The 17,278-nt window shown below is 58.9% G+C and carries 17 protein-coding genes; 7 read left to right on the forward strand and 10 right to left on the reverse strand.

The genetic code is table 11. The annotated features are described in order from the left end of the window. The first annotated feature begins 35 nt into the window (after positions 1 to 35). A complete protein-coding gene (gene ubiA, locus GRI41_RS02880) occupies positions 36 to 956 on the forward strand; it encodes a 4-hydroxybenzoate octaprenyltransferase (RefSeq protein WP_160603261.1) in 921 nt (306 codons plus the stop codon). 32 nt (positions 957 to 988) lie between these two features. Here ubiA and GRI41_RS02885 read toward each other — a convergent pair whose 3' ends face one another. Further along, the gene (locus GRI41_RS02885; protein WP_160603263.1) at positions 989 to 1,390 is read right to left on the reverse strand and encodes a VOC family protein; all 402 of its coding nucleotides are present in this window, start codon (positions 1,388 to 1,390) and stop codon (positions 989 to 991) included. Between the two features lie 128 nt (positions 1,391 to 1,518). Here GRI41_RS02885 and soxR point away from each other — a divergent pair, with 128 nt between their 5' ends. Continuing rightward, positions 1,519 to 1,971: a redox-sensitive transcriptional activator SoxR gene (soxR, locus tag GRI41_RS02890; protein ID WP_202388641.1), complete on the forward strand. Its 453-nt coding sequence runs from the start codon at positions 1,519 to 1,521 to the stop codon at positions 1,969 to 1,971. On the opposite strand, the gene GRI41_RS02895 is transcribed toward soxR, so the two are convergent. Both GRI41_RS02895 and GRI41_RS02900 read right to left on the reverse strand, forming a co-directional pair. Further along, positions 1,968 to 2,498, reverse strand: a complete 531-nt coding sequence (locus tag GRI41_RS02895; RefSeq protein ID WP_160603267.1) for a SixA phosphatase family protein — start codon at positions 2,496 to 2,498, stop codon at positions 1,968 to 1,970. The two genes, soxR and GRI41_RS02895, sit on opposite strands and share 4 nt — an antisense overlap. Before the next feature lie 13 nt (positions 2,499 to 2,511). After that, positions 2,512 to 5,286 (reverse strand): ATP-dependent DNA helicase, encoded by a 2,775-nt coding sequence (locus GRI41_RS02900; RefSeq protein WP_160603269.1) that lies wholly within the window; start codon positions 5,284 to 5,286, stop codon positions 2,512 to 2,514. 119 nt (positions 5,287 to 5,405) lie between these two features. Here GRI41_RS02900 and GRI41_RS02905 point away from each other — a divergent pair, with 119 nt between their 5' ends. The 3 genes from GRI41_RS02905 (at position 5,406) to GRI41_RS02915 (ending at position 8,950) form a co-directional block, all read left to right on the forward strand. Next, entirely contained in the window at positions 5,406 to 5,810 is a 405-nt protein-coding gene (locus GRI41_RS02905) for a nuclear transport factor 2 family protein (RefSeq protein ID WP_160603271.1), read from the forward strand. Between the two features lie 288 nt (positions 5,811 to 6,098). Further along, positions 6,099 to 7,211 (forward strand): hypothetical protein, encoded by a 1,113-nt coding sequence (locus tag GRI41_RS02910; RefSeq protein ID WP_160603273.1) that lies wholly within the window; start codon positions 6,099 to 6,101, stop codon positions 7,209 to 7,211. Positions 7,212 to 7,336: 125 nt separating this feature from the next. Beyond that, positions 7,337 to 8,950 (forward strand): lysine--tRNA ligase, encoded by a 1,614-nt coding sequence (locus GRI41_RS02915; protein WP_160603275.1) that lies wholly within the window; start codon positions 7,337 to 7,339, stop codon positions 8,948 to 8,950. On the opposite strand, the gene GRI41_RS02920 is transcribed toward GRI41_RS02915, so the two are convergent. From GRI41_RS02920 to ettA, 6 genes are all read right to left on the reverse strand, one after another. Continuing rightward, positions 8,922 to 9,632 (reverse strand): prolyl hydroxylase family protein, encoded by a 711-nt coding sequence (locus GRI41_RS02920; RefSeq protein WP_160603276.1) that lies wholly within the window; start codon positions 9,630 to 9,632, stop codon positions 8,922 to 8,924. The two genes, GRI41_RS02915 and GRI41_RS02920, sit on opposite strands and share 29 nt — an antisense overlap. A gap of 172 nt (positions 9,633 to 9,804) precedes the next feature. Further along, complete coding sequence (locus GRI41_RS02925; protein WP_235901034.1) at positions 9,805 to 10,770, reverse strand: RcnB family protein; 966 nt, start codon at positions 10,768 to 10,770, stop codon at positions 9,805 to 9,807. A 163-nt stretch (positions 10,771 to 10,933) separates the two neighbouring features. After that, positions 10,934 to 11,362, reverse strand: coding sequence for a response regulator (locus GRI41_RS02930; protein WP_160603278.1), 429 nt, complete (start codon positions 11,360 to 11,362; stop codon positions 10,934 to 10,936). Positions 11,363 to 11,475: 113 nt separating this feature from the next. Continuing rightward, positions 11,476 to 11,751 carry a hypothetical protein gene (locus GRI41_RS02935; RefSeq protein ID WP_202388642.1) on the reverse strand — a complete coding sequence of 92 codons (276 nt, stop codon included), beginning with the start codon at positions 11,749 to 11,751 and terminating at the stop codon, positions 11,476 to 11,478. Between the two features lie 320 nt (positions 11,752 to 12,071). Continuing rightward, on the reverse strand, positions 12,072 to 12,617 hold the full coding sequence (locus GRI41_RS02940; protein WP_160603280.1) for a DUF2846 domain-containing protein: 546 nt from the start codon (positions 12,615 to 12,617) through the stop codon (positions 12,072 to 12,074). A 213-nt stretch (positions 12,618 to 12,830) separates the two neighbouring features. Then, a complete protein-coding gene (ettA, locus tag GRI41_RS02945; protein ID WP_160603282.1) occupies positions 12,831 to 14,507 on the reverse strand; it encodes an energy-dependent translational throttle protein EttA in 1,677 nt (558 codons plus the stop codon). Between the two features lie 215 nt (positions 14,508 to 14,722). On the opposite strand from ettA, the gene GRI41_RS02950 reads away from it, so the two are divergent. Together GRI41_RS02950 and GRI41_RS02955 are read left to right on the forward strand one after the other, a co-directional pair. Further along, on the forward strand, positions 14,723 to 15,187 hold the full coding sequence (locus GRI41_RS02950) for a D-Ala-D-Ala carboxypeptidase family metallohydrolase (protein ID WP_160603284.1): 465 nt from the start codon (positions 14,723 to 14,725) through the stop codon (positions 15,185 to 15,187). A 58-nt stretch (positions 15,188 to 15,245) separates the two neighbouring features. Then, positions 15,246 to 16,628 carry a M28 family peptidase gene (locus tag GRI41_RS02955; RefSeq protein WP_160603286.1) on the forward strand — a complete coding sequence of 461 codons (1,383 nt, stop codon included), beginning with the start codon at positions 15,246 to 15,248 and terminating at the stop codon, positions 16,626 to 16,628. 75 nt (positions 16,629 to 16,703) lie between these two features. On the opposite strand, the gene GRI41_RS02960 is transcribed toward GRI41_RS02955, so the two are convergent. Continuing rightward, positions 16,704 to 17,258 (reverse strand): hypothetical protein, encoded by a 555-nt coding sequence (locus GRI41_RS02960; RefSeq protein WP_160603288.1) that lies wholly within the window; start codon positions 17,256 to 17,258, stop codon positions 16,704 to 16,706. Positions 17,259 to 17,278 lie beyond the last annotated feature (20 nt).

The following is a 17,278-nucleotide window of genomic DNA, read 5'->3' on the forward strand; positions in this document are numbered from 1 at the left end:
TTTTCACTAGGCTGCACAAGCGGTAGGAGGCAAGCATGTCTGACCAGATCGTCCCCGATAGCGAGCGAAACAGCATCTCGGGCGGCTTTGTTGCGCGTCTGCCGCAATTGCCGCGCGATTTGGCCATGCTTGCCCGCTTTGATCGCCCGATTGGCTGGTGGCTGCTGTTTTGGCCCTGCGCATGGGGGCTGTGGCTTGCGGGGCAAGGTTTCCAATGGGCTTTGCTCGGTTGGTTTCTACTGGGTAGCATTGCGATGCGCGGGGCGGGATGCGTTTATAACGACATTGTTGATGCGGATCTCGACAAGCAGGTTGCACGCACCGCGGTTCGCCCGGTCGCCAGCGGGCGGATCAGCAAGAAGACCGCCTGGTTGTGGCTGGTTGCACTGAGCCTGGCAGGGTTGCACGTTCTGTTGCAGCTGCGTTGGCAGGCGAAGTTGATCGCGCTTGGCAGCCTGGCAATGGTGGCTGCTTATCCCTTCATGAAGCGGATCACATGGTGGCCGCAGGCCTGGTTAGGGCTGGTATTCACATGGGGTTTGCTGGTCGGCTGGTTCACCATTCGGTCGGACAATCTCGACGCACTTGCTGCACTATATGCGGGATCGGTGCTGTGGGTGATCGGGTACGACACGATCTATGCCTTGCAGGACCGCGAAGACGATGCGTTGGTCGGTATCCGATCCAGCGCGCTGCGGCTTGGCGAAAGCGTGAAGAGCGGCGTCGCAATATTTTATGGCGGTGCGATCGCATTGTGGGCGGCGGGTTTCTGGTTGCTCAGGGGCGATTGGGTTGCTTTGCTTACGCTGATCCCGGTCGCCGCCCACCTGCTCTGGCAGGTTACGACGCTGGACGCTGACGATCCCGCCAATCCTTTGGAGCGGTTTCGATCAAACCGCTGGGCGGGCGCGTTGATGGCTGCGGCGTGCTTTGTCGTTGGGAATGCCGGGGCCTAGCCGTTGCAAAAATAGGACGGCGGAGAAGTGGCTCATTCATAACTCACCACCTCGAATTCGATTCCGTCCCAGTCGAAAAAGTAGAAAGAGCGCGGGCCGGGATCGTAATCGCTGTCGCTGAACGGCTCGAGTCGGGCATCGAGCACAATGCCGCGTGCCTTGGCCAGATCATCGACCTGTAGCCCGACATGATTGAGCGGCGCGCTCTTTGCAAATTTGCCCTTGCTCAATGCCGCTTTGATGTCGTCATTGGTGTAAATCGCAAGATAGCCGGTCTCGCTTCCGACATGGATTGTGTATCCGTTGTTCATCGCCGCGCCTTCCCAGCGAATATGCCATCCGCAAAGCTGTTGGAGGAATGCGGCGCTACGCTGCGGATCGCTGACCGATATGTTCACATGTTCTATTGCGGCGATGCCTTTGGGGGATGCCATGGCGATTTTCTTTCATTGCCAATTGCGCGATTCGCGGCTGCACCTGGCGCCCGCGAATCAAGATGCTGACAATTCTGCAACCTCAAGCTAGGTTGAGGTCAAGGAAGGTTTTGCTGAGAGAAATCCATATGGCTAGATCGCTGACCGCAAAAGATTTTCTGCCGATTGGCGAATTGGCCCGGCGTACCGGATTGTCGGTTTCTGCCATACGATTCTACGAAGAGAAGGGGCTTGTGCAGTCGATCCGCACCGCTGGAAACCAGCGCCGGTTCCTCCGGTCGGACCTGCGTCGTCTCAGCTTTATCCTGATTGCGCAAAAGCTGGGCCTTGCTCTGTCGGAAATTGAGGAGGAACTGGCCAAACTGCCGCAAGGCCGCAATCCGACCGCGCGCGACTGGGGTAAGATAAGCACTTCGATCAGGAAGCAACTGGACGCGAAAATCGCTTTGTTGGAACGAACGCGCAGCCGGCTGGACGGATGTATCGGCTGTGGCTGCCTGAGCCTCAAGAAGTGCCAGCTTTACAACAAGAATGATGTTGCCGGTGAAGAGGGAGCGGGCCCCCGGCACGTATTGCGCTAGGCGGTTTCTGGCCCCAGCTGCGGATCAAGATCGCGCGGCCGCATGAAATGCACCAGTTTCCCGCAATCCTTTTTCAGATCAGCCCAATCGTCGATGTCGAGTTCAAACACGGCGAACGTCGCGGTTGGATATTTGGTGGCAGCGTCATCAAACATTGCATTTTCCGCTGATGGCGGGACCAGCGCATAAACCAGTTCCTGCAGGCCGGGATTGTGACCTGCGAGCAGTATGCTGTCTGCATCGCCGCCATATTCGTGCACCACTTCGAGGATGGTATCGACGCTGGCGAGATAGAGGCGTTTGTCAAATTGAGGATTTGCTTCGGGCAGGGCGGCTTCCACCGTGCGCTGTACGCGCTCGGCTGAGCTGGCAAGGACCATATCCCAAGCGATCCCGTGATCCACGATATGCCGACCGATCAGTTTCGCGCCCTTGCGCCCACGGTCATTCAGACCGCGATCAAAATCACGCGTGCCGATATCATCCCAATCGGATTTGGCGTGGCGGAGGAGGCCCAGAGTTTTCAAGAAAATCTCGTCTTCAAAACGGAATGCTATCCTCGTCCAGGGTGATTTCGGGCTCTGGCGGTGTTGCCTGCTTACCCGAGACACCTTCTGCCACGCGTTGTAAAGCTTCATCAAGTGTCAATCGTATGACAGGGGTGCCGCGCGGGAATGCACTGAGCAGGCGGCTGGGAAATGCGGCTGACAGGACCACGAAGTGTCCCTTGTCATCCTTGCTACGGATCAGCCGGCCGAAAGCCTGAGCCAGCCGCGCACGGATCATCCGGTCATCATAGGCGCCGCCGCCGCCTGCTGCCTCGTTAGCCGCCGCGCGGCGCGCGCGATGCAGGATGCTGGGTTTGGGCCATGGAACGCCTTCCATTACCACGCAGCGCAGCGACTCGCCGGGCACATCCACCCCGTCGCGCAAGGCATCGGTTCCAAGCAGCGACGCGCGCGGGTCATCGCGGAATATATCGACTAGGGTGCCTGTATCGATCGGATCGACATGCTGGGCAAATAGCGGCAATCCCCCGCGCGCCAGCCGGTCGGCTATCCGCCCGTGCACCGCGCGCAACCGTTTGATCGCGGTGAACAGGCCCAGCACTCCGCCGCCCGCGGCCTCGATCATCCGCGCATATCCGCCCGCCAGCGCCGGCAAATCGCCGCGTTTGATGTCGGTCACGATCAGCACTTCGGCATTGTTGCTGTAATCGAATGGGCTTTCGGCGGAGGAGAGTTGCGGCTCGACTTCTATGTGCGGTGCTCCGCTGGCAGCCACGGCGCTGTCCCAGTCATCGCCATTGGCACCGCGGTCGGTAAGCGTTGCAGAGGTCAGCATCACGCCATGCGAAGGCTCCAGAACCACTTTGGCAAAGGGCTTCATCGGGTCCAGCCACCGGCGATGGATACCGATATCAAACTCGCGCGCCTCGCTGCGTTCGACGGACAGCCAGTCGACAAATTCGGGATCGCCCGGGCCGCCCATCCGGTCCAGCAGCGATTCCCACGCCGCCAGCATATCGATCCGCCATGCCATTGAATGCCGCGCGCCTTCAATCCGCGCGCGGCCTTGGCCGTCGAGCCAATCCGGCGCGTCCTCGATAATTGCCTCGAGCCGGACTGCGAGTTTGACCAGCGGATGACGAATGGCGGCGAGCGCGCTTTGCGCTTCTCCGGCTAGCTCAACAAAATTGCCGGGGAGCTGCGCCGCCTCGGTCTCGATCCCGTAACCCGCCTCTTGTCCGCCGCTTTCATCGCGTGCGTAAGTCAGCGCACGCACTGCCGCGAGCAGGCTTTCCACGGGGCCCCACGGTTCGTTGTCATTCAGCCGCTGCACCCAGCCATCGGAGGGTAGTGCCTGCGCCGCCTCTACGGCCTCTTCCACGGCTTTCTCGCCCGCATCATCATAACTTGCGACATCGGCAAGACGCGCAGCCAGGCCGCGTCGCCGCCCCTTGGATTTGCGCTCCGGCCCGATGATCCAGCGGCGCAGTTCGATCGTCTCTTGCCCGGTTAGCGCGGCGGCAAATGTGGAGTCGGCGGCCTGCATCACGTGATGGCCTTCGTCAAAAATGATGCGCGATGGGCGCTGCGCATGATCGCGGCCTCTGGCTGCGTTGACCATCACCAAGGCATGGTTGGCGATCACCAGATCGGCTTGCGCAGAGGCACGCGTTGATCGTTCAATAAAGCACTTCCGGTAATGCGGGCAGCCAGCATAAACGCATTCGCCGCGCTGGTCGGTGAGGGCGGTGATCCCCCTTTTGCGAAACAGCGTGCCGAGCCAGCCGGGCAAATCCCCGCCGATCATATCGCCGTCACGCGTAAAGCTCGCCCAGCGTGCGACCAGTTGCGCAAGGATGGCCGGACGTCCGCCAAATCCGCCTTGCAGCGCGTCTTCAAGGTTGAGCAGGCAAAGGTAGTTTTCCCGTCCCTTGCGCACCACGACTGGCTGTGAACCATCGGCGCGCTTCTCCGGCCAGGCGCGGCGGCTTTCGGAGCGCAACTGGCGCTGCAGGTTCTTGGTAAAGGTTGAGACCCACACCGTTCCCCTTGCACCACTTGCCCAAAGCGAAGCGGGCGCGAGATAGCCCAATGTCTTGCCGATGCCGGTTCCGGCCTGCGCCAACAGCACATGCGGCTGATCCTGTTTGCCGCGCGGTGCGAAAACCTTGCCCGCCGCTTTCGCATAGTCGCGCTGGCCTTGCCGCCGCTCAGCGTCATCTCCGGTCAGATGATCGAGCTGCGCCTCAATCGCGCTTGAAGAAATTTCGATCTGTGCCGGCTGCGGCCGTTCCGCAACGTCTTCCCATTCTGGTAGCTTGGCGAACAGCCACCGTTCGGTGCGGTCGGGCTTGCGGATATGCGGCGCAAGAATCTGTGCCCATGGCCAGCGCAACTTGGTCAGCGATTGCAGGCTCGACCAAGCGCCATCGCGCTGCGCCCAATCCTCCGCTTCGCATTGTTCGAGAATAGCCCCGGCCGCCAATTGCAGCATGGCCGGAACGGCGTCATCGCTCTCTGGCTCTGCCAGCCCCAAGGCATCGGCCAGCCCCTTGGGCGTAGGCACACAGAACCGCGCGGGATAGACGAAAGCAAACAATTCCAGCAGATCCAGTCCGGAAAGATCTGGATAGCCCAAACGTGTTGCTATCAAGGGCGCATTGAGCATCAAGGCAGGCGTATCCGCCGCCGCCATGATCGCTTCCCCCTTGGAGAGTCCGCGCGTGTTGCCATTGGCATCGCGCAACCAGGTGCCGGCGTGCGAAGCGTGGAGCGCAGTTAGGGGGAGCGGCTGGGGCACCGCCATGCGTTAAAACGGATGCGGAACGCGGGGCAAGCGAAAGGCCAAAAAAGCTGGCGATTTGTGAGAAAACAAATTGTTAATCGCCAGAGGCTAGCATTGAAGACTGAATTTTGGAGGGATCAATGGATATTGCCCGGAAACTCGCATTGATGTTTGCTGCAGGCGTTTGCGCGGCAGCGCCCGCGATTGCCCAGCAAAATGCGTCGGCGGTCGTGGTGCAGGCGCATGTCGATGCCTATCGGGCGGGGGACATAGGCGCGTTCATGGATACGTTCGCCGACAACGCCGTCCTCACCTATGATGGCCAGCGCTTTGTTGGAAAAGCGCAAATCCGCCACGCATATTCCATGAACTTCCAACCCGGCGCGCCGAGCATTTACATCGCAGCCAGCGAAATGCGCGAAGGCCGTTTGGTCTTGTCCGAAGGCTATATATTGGCTGACGGGACCGATATTTGCTGCTCGCTGTCTTACTTTACGGTCAAGAACGGCAAGATCACGCGAATTGATACCTATTCGCCAAGTTAGCGGCGGCCCCGTTCGCGATCCTCATTCCGATCAAAGATTGGCCGCGAAATCGGAAAGAAAAGTGCTTTTGCGCCCCTCGGTTCACCGCAGCGGCAAACCGCATTGTCCGAAAATTGGATGGCAATAAGTTAAATAACTCAATGCTTTAACCCTTTTCTGTATGCCAGCTTAAGGGAACGTCTTTGTGTTTTCGCTGGTTGGTTTAGCACTATGACGAAAACACATTCTCTCGCTCATTGTGCCCCGCTTGCGATTGCAGCGAGCCTGGCGCTTGGTTCAACCCCGCTGATGGCTCAGGCGCAGCCCGAGGCTGCTCCGCCAGCCCCGGTTTCGCCGACACCGCCAGTCGCGCCTGCTCCCACCGAGCCGGTGATTTTGCAGTCTCCGCTGATCGGCAATCAACCTGCCACCACAGCTGACGCTCAACCAGCGCCGCAAACGCCGCGAGCGATCAGCGTTCCGATAGTCCAGTCAGTTCCCGCGCCAGCCGTTGAGGAAGCGGTTGCGGAACCAGCCGCTGAACCTACTGCGGTGGCTTCACCTGCTCCGGCACCAAGAGCGGCTGCAGCCCCGGCCCGTGTACGAGCTACCAGCCGTGAAACTGTGGCTCCTGCTTCCGTGGCACCTGCAGCAGACATCGAGCCGGTCGCAATGGGCGACAACAGTTCCGTGGCAATGACATCGGCTGACACCGCAACAGAGATGCAAGCGGTTCCAGCGCCGGTGGAGTTTGCTCCGCCAGCCGAGCCGATTGCAGCTGGCGATAGTCAGAACAACACTCTGATCGCGGCGGCGGTTGCCGGATTGATCCCGCTCGCCTTGGTCGTGTTCCTCTTCATGTGGATCCGCAGCGGTTCACGCGTCATCCGTGACGAAAAGATCGAAAAGAGGACGATGCTTGAAAAGTCTGCTCCGCCTAAGCCCCAGATGGCCCCTGCGGAACCCGTTGCCCTTGCCGCGACCACAGCAGCGGTAACGCCCAAAGCAACGCCAGCGCCAGCGGCGCCGGTTATCGAGCAAACAGTGGTGTTTCCCGATGACGACGTGAAAGATCATCAACCCGCTGCGCCCGCGGCCTATTCGCAAAGCGCGGACTATACCGAAGCGGCGGACGGGTTGGACGTACTCCCATCGGCAGGTGCAGCTGTCGCTCTTCCGAAGGATGCCCCTGAGGACTTCGATGAGCGCAGCGATCTACTGATGAAGATGATCGACGCCAAGCCTGACCGGGCCAACCCGTTCCGTTCGCCCAGGGCACGTCTGCGCCGGGCGCGTCTGATCCTCCAGTCGCTTGGCCGGAGCTTCAAGGCCGCGGCTCCGAGCATCGATTTGAGCCAGTATCCGAACAACTGGCCAGAGCTCAGCCGTCTGTACCGCAAGAACCAATATTCGCCGGCCTAGCGGGTCGCTATGGCTGACCGAAGGGTGGGGCGGCGCGCCGAGTGCCGTCCCATTTTCGTGCGTTCGAATTCAGGCAATGCCGTTCGCACTTGCAACAATGGCGCAAAACCGCAAAAGGCAGCGCCATGACTGACAGCACTTTGATCGAGACGGCGCGCAGCTCCAAGGCATGGCCTTTTCAAGAGGCACAGCGCCTGCTGAAGCGGTATCCTGACGGTATCAAGCCCGATGGATCACCGGTTTTGTTCGAGACCGGGTATGGCCCCTCTGGCCTGCCGCATATCGGCACTTTCCAGGAGGTGTTGCGCACTACCTTTGTGCGCCGCGCATTCGAAGCGATGACAGGCGGCGCGCCGACACGGCTGGTGGCCTTCAGCGACGATATGGACGGGCTGCGCAAGGTGCCGGACAACCTGCCGAACCAGGCAATGCTAACAGAGAATCTCAACAAGCCGCTCAGCCGCATTCCCGATCCGTTTGAGAAGTACGAAAGTTTCGCCGCGCACAACAACGCGATGCTGCGCGAATTTCTTGATCGCTTCGGCTTCGAGTATGAATTTGTCGCGGCTTCTGATCGCTACAACACCGGTGCGTTTGACGATGCGCTGGTCAATGTCTTGCGCAACAATCAGGCAATCCTCGACATTATGCTGCCGACATTGCGTGCCGAACGTGCAGCAACATATTCCCCGATCATGCCGATTTCGCCAACCACCGGCGCGGTACTACAGGTACCGGTAGAAGTCGTGGACGCCGATGCCGGTTTGATCCGCTTCACCGATGAAGATGGATCGGTGGTCGAACAATCCGCACTTGGCGGCCAATCGAAACTGCAATGGAAAGTTGATTTCGCCATGCGCTGGGTGGCGCAGGGTGTCGATTATGAAATGTATGGCAAGGATCTGACCGACACCGGGATCCAATCGGGCAAAATCGCCAAAGTTCTTGGCGGTCGCAAGCCGGACGGTCTGATCTACGAGCTGTTCCTCGACGAGAATGGAGAGAAGATTTCCAAATCGAAAGGTAACGGGCTGACCATCGAACAGTGGCTCGAATACGGGACCGAAGAAAGCCTCGGCTTCTATATCTTTCCCAATCCGAAAAGTGCCAAGCAATTGCATGTCGGCGTGATCCCGCGCGCAGTCGATGATTATTGGCAATTCCGCGAGCGTTTGGCCGAGCAGCCGCTCGACAAGCAGTTGGGCAATCCGGTGTGGCATTTGCTGCGCGCAAACGAGGCGCATGACGGGCCCGATGCGCCGGGGGCGGGCGACACAGTGCCGGTGACCTTCGGGCTGATGCTGAACCTTGCCAGCGTGCTGGGGACAGAAGCGACCGCCGAAAATGTTGCCGAATATCTCGACAACTACATTGGCGAGCCGGCTGATAGTCCGGAACTCGACCGGATGATCGATGCAGCCGTGGCATATACGCGCGATTTCATCGTGCCAACGCTCAACAAGCGTGCGCCGGCGGAGAACGAAGCGGCTGCGCTGCGTGCTTTGGATGAAGAGCTGGCTGCAGCTCCGGCGGATATTTCGGCAGAGGATTTGCAGACCAAAGTCTATGAGATCGGCAAACAGGAAACATACGGTTTCGAAAATCTGCGGGACTGGTTCAAGGCGCTCTACCAGACGCTATTGGGTAGCGATCAGGGGCCCCGCATGGGCAGTTTCTTCGCGCTATACGGCGTTGAAAATTCCCGCAAACTTATCGCCGACGCGCTCGATCGAACTTAGCTGCTGCCTTGTGGTTTAGTTTGCGCGTCCGGTACCATTTGGTCAGGACATATTTGACGCCAGCTTCCACTGGCGTGCCCGCGTGCATCATATCTTCGTTCAGTGTTCCATCGCGATTGGCATTGTTCCATAGCAGCAAAACGCCGGGCTGCGGGAATATTTTGAGGTCCAGATTCACGAAATGCGTTGCGCCGCCTTTCTGGACCGGATTGAGGAAAGTCATCGCGGTCCAACTGCGCTGTCCGCCGCGTTTGCGCTCGATCTTCCAATATTCCTGATCGGGATAGAAGAAGTCGTTATGCGGCTTGAACTGTTGGCCAACATGATAACGTTGGCCTTGGATCGCCTCGCCGGTTTCTGCTTTTAGACCGACCAGATCGTCCATTCTTTTTGAAAGCTCCGCGATAAACGGATCGTGGGGATTGAGATTGCCCGAGAAGGATGTGCGGAAGCCGGTGGAATAATCCTGGTCAAACAGCTCGCTTGGCTGCGCGATTACGTCGACCATCCCAAGCAGTTTCTGGCATTCGGCGCCCGAGAGGAAATGGCTAACCGCGTACATTTCGGCCTTGCCGCCGGTATCAATTGCCTCGGCCTTCGGATTGGCATCGAGCCGTTTGCGAACCGCGTCGCCGACTCGTTTCAGGGCGTCTTTATCGGGGGAAATCGGAGTTTTAGCCATGACGGGTTTCTAGCATTCAATTCCCGCGCTTCAAGGCGCTGGCTTGCTGCGACAAGTCAAAAGGTGCGCACGGCCTGCAAAGAACAACCCCCGCCAGCCCAAGCTGACGGGGGTATTCTTAGCCGAGCTTTCTGATCAGGCCCATGGGGCCCGACAGAATTACGGCGCTGGCTTACCAGAAGAAGTCGTAGATCACGTCGACAGTCTCTCCGGTGTAGATGTTCACCAAGAGCACGTCGTCATAATAGCGGACCCAGCGATAGGGGCCGTAGACTTCGGGCAAGCGGTAGGTCCAAGGATCGTTGATCCAGTATCGATTGCTGTAGAACAGGCTATCGAGGTAGAACCCGATGCTGATCCGGCGGTAATTATATCCGCGATAGGGTGAGTAATACCGGCCCAGCGAGTACAACCTGCGGTTAGACCGGCGGTAATTGTACCAGTTGTAGCGGTTGTTCTGGCGCCATTGGTTGCGGTTCCACCTGCGATAATCGCGGCGCGCTTCACGGCGGTCCCGACGGACGTCGCGGCGGGCATTGCGATACCCGTTGCGGTACCCATCACGCCGCGCATCACGATAAGTGCGGTTGCGGTCTACGCGGCGCTCCTGACGCCTGTCGGCCCGGCGATCTTGCCGGCGATCAACACGCCGATCAACACGGCGTTCCGTCCGGCGTTCGACGCGGCGGTCCTGACGACGATCAACGCGGCGATCCACACGGCGATCCACACGGCGCTCGGCGCGTTCGCGCGCTTGTGCTGGTGCAATTGCGGGGCCGCGAGCGCTCCGATCCTGGCGGCGGTCTACGCGGCGCTCTGTCCGTCGTTCCTGACGGCGCTCTGCACGTTGGTCAGGCGCGGCTCGCCTCTGTTCGCGAACTTCGCGTTGCGGGGTGCTGCGTGCACCGCGGCGATCAGCGTTGCGTTGGCGCGGCCGATCGGCTGCACGGCGGCCTCTGTTCTCACGCGCCTGATTGCGGTCCCCGCGATTTTGCAACGCCTGGTTGCCATCGCGGTCGCTGCGGTCTGCGCCTTGCGCTTGGGGTACCTCGACCGCCTTCGCGGGAAGAGCGATCAACGCCATCGCCATCGCAAGGGCCGATGCGCTTCCAGCACTCATCAGTTGTTTCATAGTCATACGGCTCTCCATAATAGATGCCGCGCCCACCTGCGGCCCTGTTGATGAATCGCCTTCTAGTTCAGCTTGGATGACCGAAAACTGAACAAAATGTAAAGGTGTTTGTTAATGTTGGCGGTTGCTTAGGTGAACGCCTTGGGGCGATCCCATTCAACCAAGCGCATCACACTGCGCCGATATTGCCCAATTTGGCGACCAGGCTTTCCTCGCAGAAAGGCTTGGTCACGAATTCATTGGCACCGGCCTGAACCGCCTGATGTACATCGACAGCCTGCGAATGGGTGGTGCAGAACACAACTTTGGGCTGCTGCCCGCCATTGAGCTGGCGAAGTTCGGTGAGGAATTCGATCCCCGTCATCACCGGCATGTCCCAATCGAGGATGATCAGATCGGGCATCGCGATTTTGCACTTCGCCAAGGCTTCTTCGCCATTCTCGGCCTCGTCGGTCAGGTAACCGCGCGGTTCGACGATCTTGCGCGTCACTTTGCGGATCATCCGTGAATCGTCGACGATCAGGCAATTTCGTGCGGGCGCTCGCTCGGCCACCAGATGCGGCACCGCGGCATCGGGACCCCTGCGGCCATAGCGCATAGGAGCGGCGGGAGCGGGGGTTTCCTGCGCGGGCGCTACAGCTGGCTCGGCAGCAGGAGCGGGCGCGGACGCTGCGTCTTGCTCTTTCTGCTCGGGCAGGTTCTGGCGTTTGATCAGATTGTGAATGGGACAACCTCCCCCTGGCCGGCCTGCCGTTTGGCGGCTGGCTGCGGAGCTTGCGCTTCGTCCTCGGTCTTGGTCACGTGGAGATACGGGACCCAGACATCGCCATATTCGGCCTTTTGATACCACAGGTCGAGGATGTCGTATGATGCCCAGAACCCGTTCGCATCTTTCAGCCGGACCCCTTCGCCAATCCGCGGAACGACGGAGAATTTGATTCTCTCCTGCGTTTGGGTGGTTTCGTTCTGAATCTCGACATCAATCACTGCGCGCGTCCTTTGACTTCGAACAAGTTTTTACATGCGATTGCTTGATGAATCGAAAACAAAACCTTGTGACGAAATTAACCATAAGCGCGATTCCCGGCGGCTTTCTGGGCGTTGCTGCGCGCCAAATCCGCTTGGCCTGCTGCCGCGCCCGGGGGAGACATGGACCACATGGACCACAGTCCAATGGGGAAATAATCGGCAGGCCCGCAGCGGCTGTCTTGCAGCGCACAGCACGCGTTTGACCGCGCGCAGGGAAGGTCGCGAAGAAAGCCATTCACACGCAATAGCGTGGCCCGGCGATGTAGGAAAATTGCGCGTTAGGCCGCGCTTTTCCACTCGACCATTTTCAGATTGCGGAACATCCCCTGTGCCTCGCGCGCGCCGCGAATTTCGGTGAAATCGGGGGTCCCCTGAACCATCCCCATATTGAGCTTCATATCGAACAAGATCACTTCGCCAGCCCCAAGGCTGAATGTGTGGCTTTCCGATTTTGACCCGCTGGACATTTTTGCGGTCACTTCATGCTGGCCCGGATCGACTTCGGCCATCAGGAAATATTTGCTGCGGATCTGGCTGTTCAGATCACCATTGACGGTGATGTTCATACCCTGCTGCCCGCCGACAAAGCCGTTGCGCATAATGTAAATCCGCGCCTTGCCCGCTGCGGGTGTCATCGCCTTGGCATCGGCAGTGACCTCCGCATCCGCCAGCGCGCCGCTCTGGTTACGCAACAGGATCACGGCGACAAAGATCACCACGGGTATGATCAACAGCATTCCCAGCATCGGCGACTGCATACCGATGATCAGCCCCCCGATTGCGGCAATGCCGAAAATCGCGATGTTCATGGGGGTCATCTTCATGGGCCGGAGTCCTTTGAAGGGCGGTGTTTCCGGAACTGTAACGTGTGGCTCTGCTTGTGCCAAATGCAACCACTCACCGTCATTCCCGCGAAAGCGGGAATCCAGAGCAACCAGTCACCAAGCCACCCTAGATTGTCCTTTGGACAGCTTCGCTTCCCCGCTATCGCGGGAATGACGGGATTGAAACAACAAACAACGAGGGAAGCAAAAGGCTTACCTAGTCAGCTTCTTGTACGCCAACCGTGTAGGCCGATCCGCCGCATCGCCAAGCCTGCGCCGCTTGTCTTCCTCATACGCCTCAAAGTTACCCTCAAACCACTCAACGTGGCTATCGCCTTCAAACGCCAGAATATGCGTTGCCAGGCGGTCGAGGAAGAAGCGGTCGTGCGAGATTACCACGGCGCAGCCTGCGAAGTTCTCAATCGCGTCTTCCAAAGCGCGCAATGTCTCGACGTCGAGGTCGTTGGTCGGTTCGTCGAGCAGCAGCACGTTGCCGCCTTGTTTGAGCATTTTTGCCATATGCACGCGGTTGCGTTCACCGCCCGACAGTTTGCCGACGACTTTCTGCTGGTCCGCGCCTTTGAAGTTGAACGCGCCCACGTAAGCACGCGTGCTCATGTCGTGGCCGTTGACTTTCATATAGTCGAGCTCGTCGCTGACTTCCTGCCACACATTGTTTTTCGGGTTCAGATCGTCGCGGCTTTGATCGACATAGCCCAGATGCACGGTTTCACCGATGTCGATGGTGCCGCTGTCGGGCTGTTCCTGACCGGTTATGATCTTGAACAAGGTCGATTTACCCGCGCCGTTGGGGCCGATCACGCCGACAATGCCGCCCGGGGGCAGCATGAAGGACAGGTCTTCGAACAGCAGCTTGTCGCCATAGGCTTTGGAAATGCCCTTGGCCTCGATCACTTTGCTGCCGAGGCGTTCGGGAACCTGGATAACAATCTGGGCCTTGCCCGGTTTGCGGTCCTGCTGGGCTTCCTGCAATTGTTCGAATTTGCGGATACGCGCTTTTGATTTGGTCTGGCGGCCCTTGGTTCCCTGACGGATCCATTCGAGCTCTTCATTGAGTGCTTTCTGGCGGCCAGCGTCTTCGCGATCTTCCTGCGCCAGACGCTTGGCTTTCTTCTCCAGATAGGTCGAGTAATTGCCTTCATAAGGATAGTAAGATCCGCGATCGAGCTCCAGAATCCACTCCACCACATTGTCGAGGAAGTAGCGATCGTGCGTGATCATAAGAACAGCGCCGGCATATTCCTTGAGGTGGTTTTCCAGCCATTCGACGCTTTCGGCATCGAGGTGGTTGGTCGGCTCGTCCAGCAACAGGATCGAAGGTTTCTGGATCAGCAAGCGGGTTAGCGCGATCCGGCGGCGCTCACCGCCCGAAAGATTGGCAACCGAGGCATCCGATGGCGGGCAACGCAGCGCTTCCATCGCGATTTCCAGCTGGTTGTCGAGCGTCCACCCGTCAACCGCGTCGATCTCTTCTTGCAAAGTGCCCATTTCGGCCATCAGATCGTCAAAATCATCACGGTCAGGATCACCCATCAGGCCGGTGATTTCGTTGAAACGGTCAACCTTGTCGGCAATATTGCGCGCGCCATCCTTGACGTTTTCGAGCACGGTTTTGCTCTCGTCCAGCTCGGGCTCCTGCGCCAGATAGCCAACGGTAATATTCTCGCCCGCCCAGGCCTCGCCGGTAATATCGGTATCGATCCCGGCCATGATCTTGATCAGGGTGGATTTACCCGCGCCGTTGGGGCCGACAATGCCGATTTTCGCGCCTTGATAGAATTGCAAATTGATGTTCGACAGAACCGGCTTTTTTGCACCGGGGAATGTCTTGGTCATGTTCTTCATGACATATGCGTATTGCGCGGCCATTTGGCGTGTCCTTCGAAGGTAGTATCTGATGTGAATGAGTTGGTGGTGCAGATAGGGGGTGATCGCCTGCGGGGCAAGTGAATCGAAAAGCCGTGCCTCAGGTCACAGCCATTGCCGCGCGGCAATGTTAAGCAAACCAATTAGTCGGGAACGTGCAAGAAAAATCTACGGCGACTATTTACAAGATTGAATAGAAGTCCACAATGCACCGAAGAATGGAGGGTTTGGTGACACAATTATCAGAAAATTTTAGCCTAGCCGAAATGGTCAGATCGCAAACGGCCAGTCGAAAGGGCATCCGCAACCGGCCCGGGGTCAATCAAACGGCGGCGCTCAAGCTCCTTTGCGAAAAAGTACTTCAGCCTGTTCGCGACCATTTCGGCAGGCCGGTGAATATCAGCAGCGGATACCGTTCTCCCAAGCTCAACCGCGCGATAGGTGGATCGGGCTCGAGCCAGCATTGTCTGGGCGAAGCCGCCGATTTCACCGTATCGGGCGTGAGCAATCTTGAAGTCTGCCAATGGATGGAAAAGAAGCTCAATTATGACCAGCTGATCTATGAATATGGCGAAGCGGGCTGGGTCCATTGCAGTTACAGCGCCACCCGCATGCGCAATATGGAATTGTCCGCCGTGCGGCGCAGCGGGCGGACCGTATATCTCAAAGGTCTGCGCGCTTAATAGGCTTTGCATGCGGCTTTGCTGGACTTAGCGGCCGCGCGCCGATAGCAGCAGCGGCATGACAAAATTTGCCAAACCCCTCGCTCTGGCGCTTGCTGCAAGCGCGCTTTCCTATCCCGCAATGGCCCAACAGGCCGGCTCGGTCCCGCTGGCTGATATGGCTGATGGCGCACTCGATCAGGACAAGATCGCGTGGGATTTCGTAGAGGGGATCACCACCGAAGTCGGCCCGCGGCAGGCAGGGACCGAAGCGGAAGCGCGCGGCCGTGCGTGGGCGGTCAAATGGCTCAAAGATCAGGGTTTCCAGAATGTCGCTGACGAGCCCTTTATGATGGATACCTGGGTTCCGGGCGATCTGCACAAGGCCGAAATCATCAGCCCGTTTCCGCAGCCTTTGGTGGTGCAGCCATTGGGCGGTAGCGCCTCTACCGGACCGGGCGGTATCGAAGCGGAAGTGGTCTATTTCGAAAATGTTGGTGATCTGGCCGCTGCGCCCGAGGGCAGCCTTGCGGGCAAGATCGCCTATATCAGCCATTCGATGACGCCAACGCAGGACGGTTCGCAATATGGTTTTGCGGGCCCGGCGCGCTGGGTTGGCGCAAGCATCGCCAAGAGCAAGGGCGCCGCCGCGACCGTGATCAAATCGGTCGGGACGGACAATCACCGCACCCCGCATGTCGGCGGCACGCAGGTGGTTGACGGCATGATTCCCGCCGGCGCCTTGTCGATCCCCGATGCACTCAATCTGGAACGGATGTTCGCCCGCGCGGGTGACCGCCCGATCACAATGAAACTGGTGCTAACCCCGCAAAAGCTCGGCATGACGCAAAGCGGCAATGTGGTGGGCGAAATTGTCGGGCGCGATCCGTCGTTGCCCCCGGTTTTGCTGGCTTGCCACCTCGACAGCTGGTGGAACGCACCGGGCGCTTTTGATGACGGGGCTGGCTGCGGCATTGCCGCGGCAGCTGCGCTACACGTGTCGCATACCGGCCAGCCGCTGCGCACCATCCGCGTGCTGATGGCGGGGGCAGAGGAAGTCGGCCTGCACGGCAGCGTCGCCTATTCCAAAGCGCATATCGATGAACCGATTGGCGTGGCTTTCGAAAGCGATTTCGGTGCCGACCGGATCTGGCGTTTCGAAAGCAATTTTGGAACGAGCAATCCCGATCTGCATGCGCTTCTCGCAAAATCGGTGGCGCGCTTTGGAGTGGCAAATTCCACTATCGTTGCGTCGGGCGGGGCGGATATCAATATCGCCCGCGACCAGAAAACCGCGATCATCGATCTACAACAGGATGGCTCGCGCTATTTCGATCTGCACCACACGCCTGACGATACGCTCGACAAGATCGATCCGGTGCAGTTGCGCCAGAATGTCGCTGTGTGGACGCAGGTGACCGGCATCCTCGCGAATTACGAAGGTTCGATCAAAGGCGAGTAAGCCTTCGACAGCGCTTGCCGCCGGCGCAAATCTGCCTGCTCGCTGCCCGCTCATCCGCAGGCAGCGAGCGCGCAATCAGATTACAAATGCAAGCAATGCAAAGGTTGCCGTGCCGAGCGCGGCGGCACCGATGGTCTTCTTGCGATATGCCGGAGCGAGCAGCCCAACGAGCAAACCGCCAAGAATGATGAAGAGCAAAGCCACCGCAGCAATCGTTTGGTAGATTTTGAACTTTTCCGGGCCGTGGCCCATATGCAGTTCCATCATCCGGTATTGCAGGCTCGGTTCGTGCAGCGTTGCACTCCACACGCCTTCTTCCTCTTCAAGCACGACGAAGTCGGTTGATGTCGGGCGCGTGGTGATGCTGCCCGGGCGCATCCGAAGATATTCGAAATCGGTTGGCAGATCATTGGCGGTCAGCACTTCGCGCACGGTGTCTTCGATCGTGTCGCTTTCCGCGTCAATCGTGATGCCTTCGGGCACGGTCAGCGCGGTCTCGACAGTTTCGCCCTTCGTACCGGAAAGGTAGTTGAAGCCTGTGATCGCCACCAAAATGAACATTGGCGCGAGGAACGACGCGAACAGCAAGTGCGCGAGGATCAGCAGATTGCGGGTTTTCGGTTTTACCATGAGTCAGTTCTATTCCAGTT

Source organism: Pontixanthobacter aquaemixtae (genome assembly GCF_009827395.1).
In the GTDB taxonomy this organism is placed as follows: Bacteria; Pseudomonadota; Alphaproteobacteria; order Sphingomonadales; family Sphingomonadaceae; genus Pontixanthobacter; species Pontixanthobacter aquaemixtae.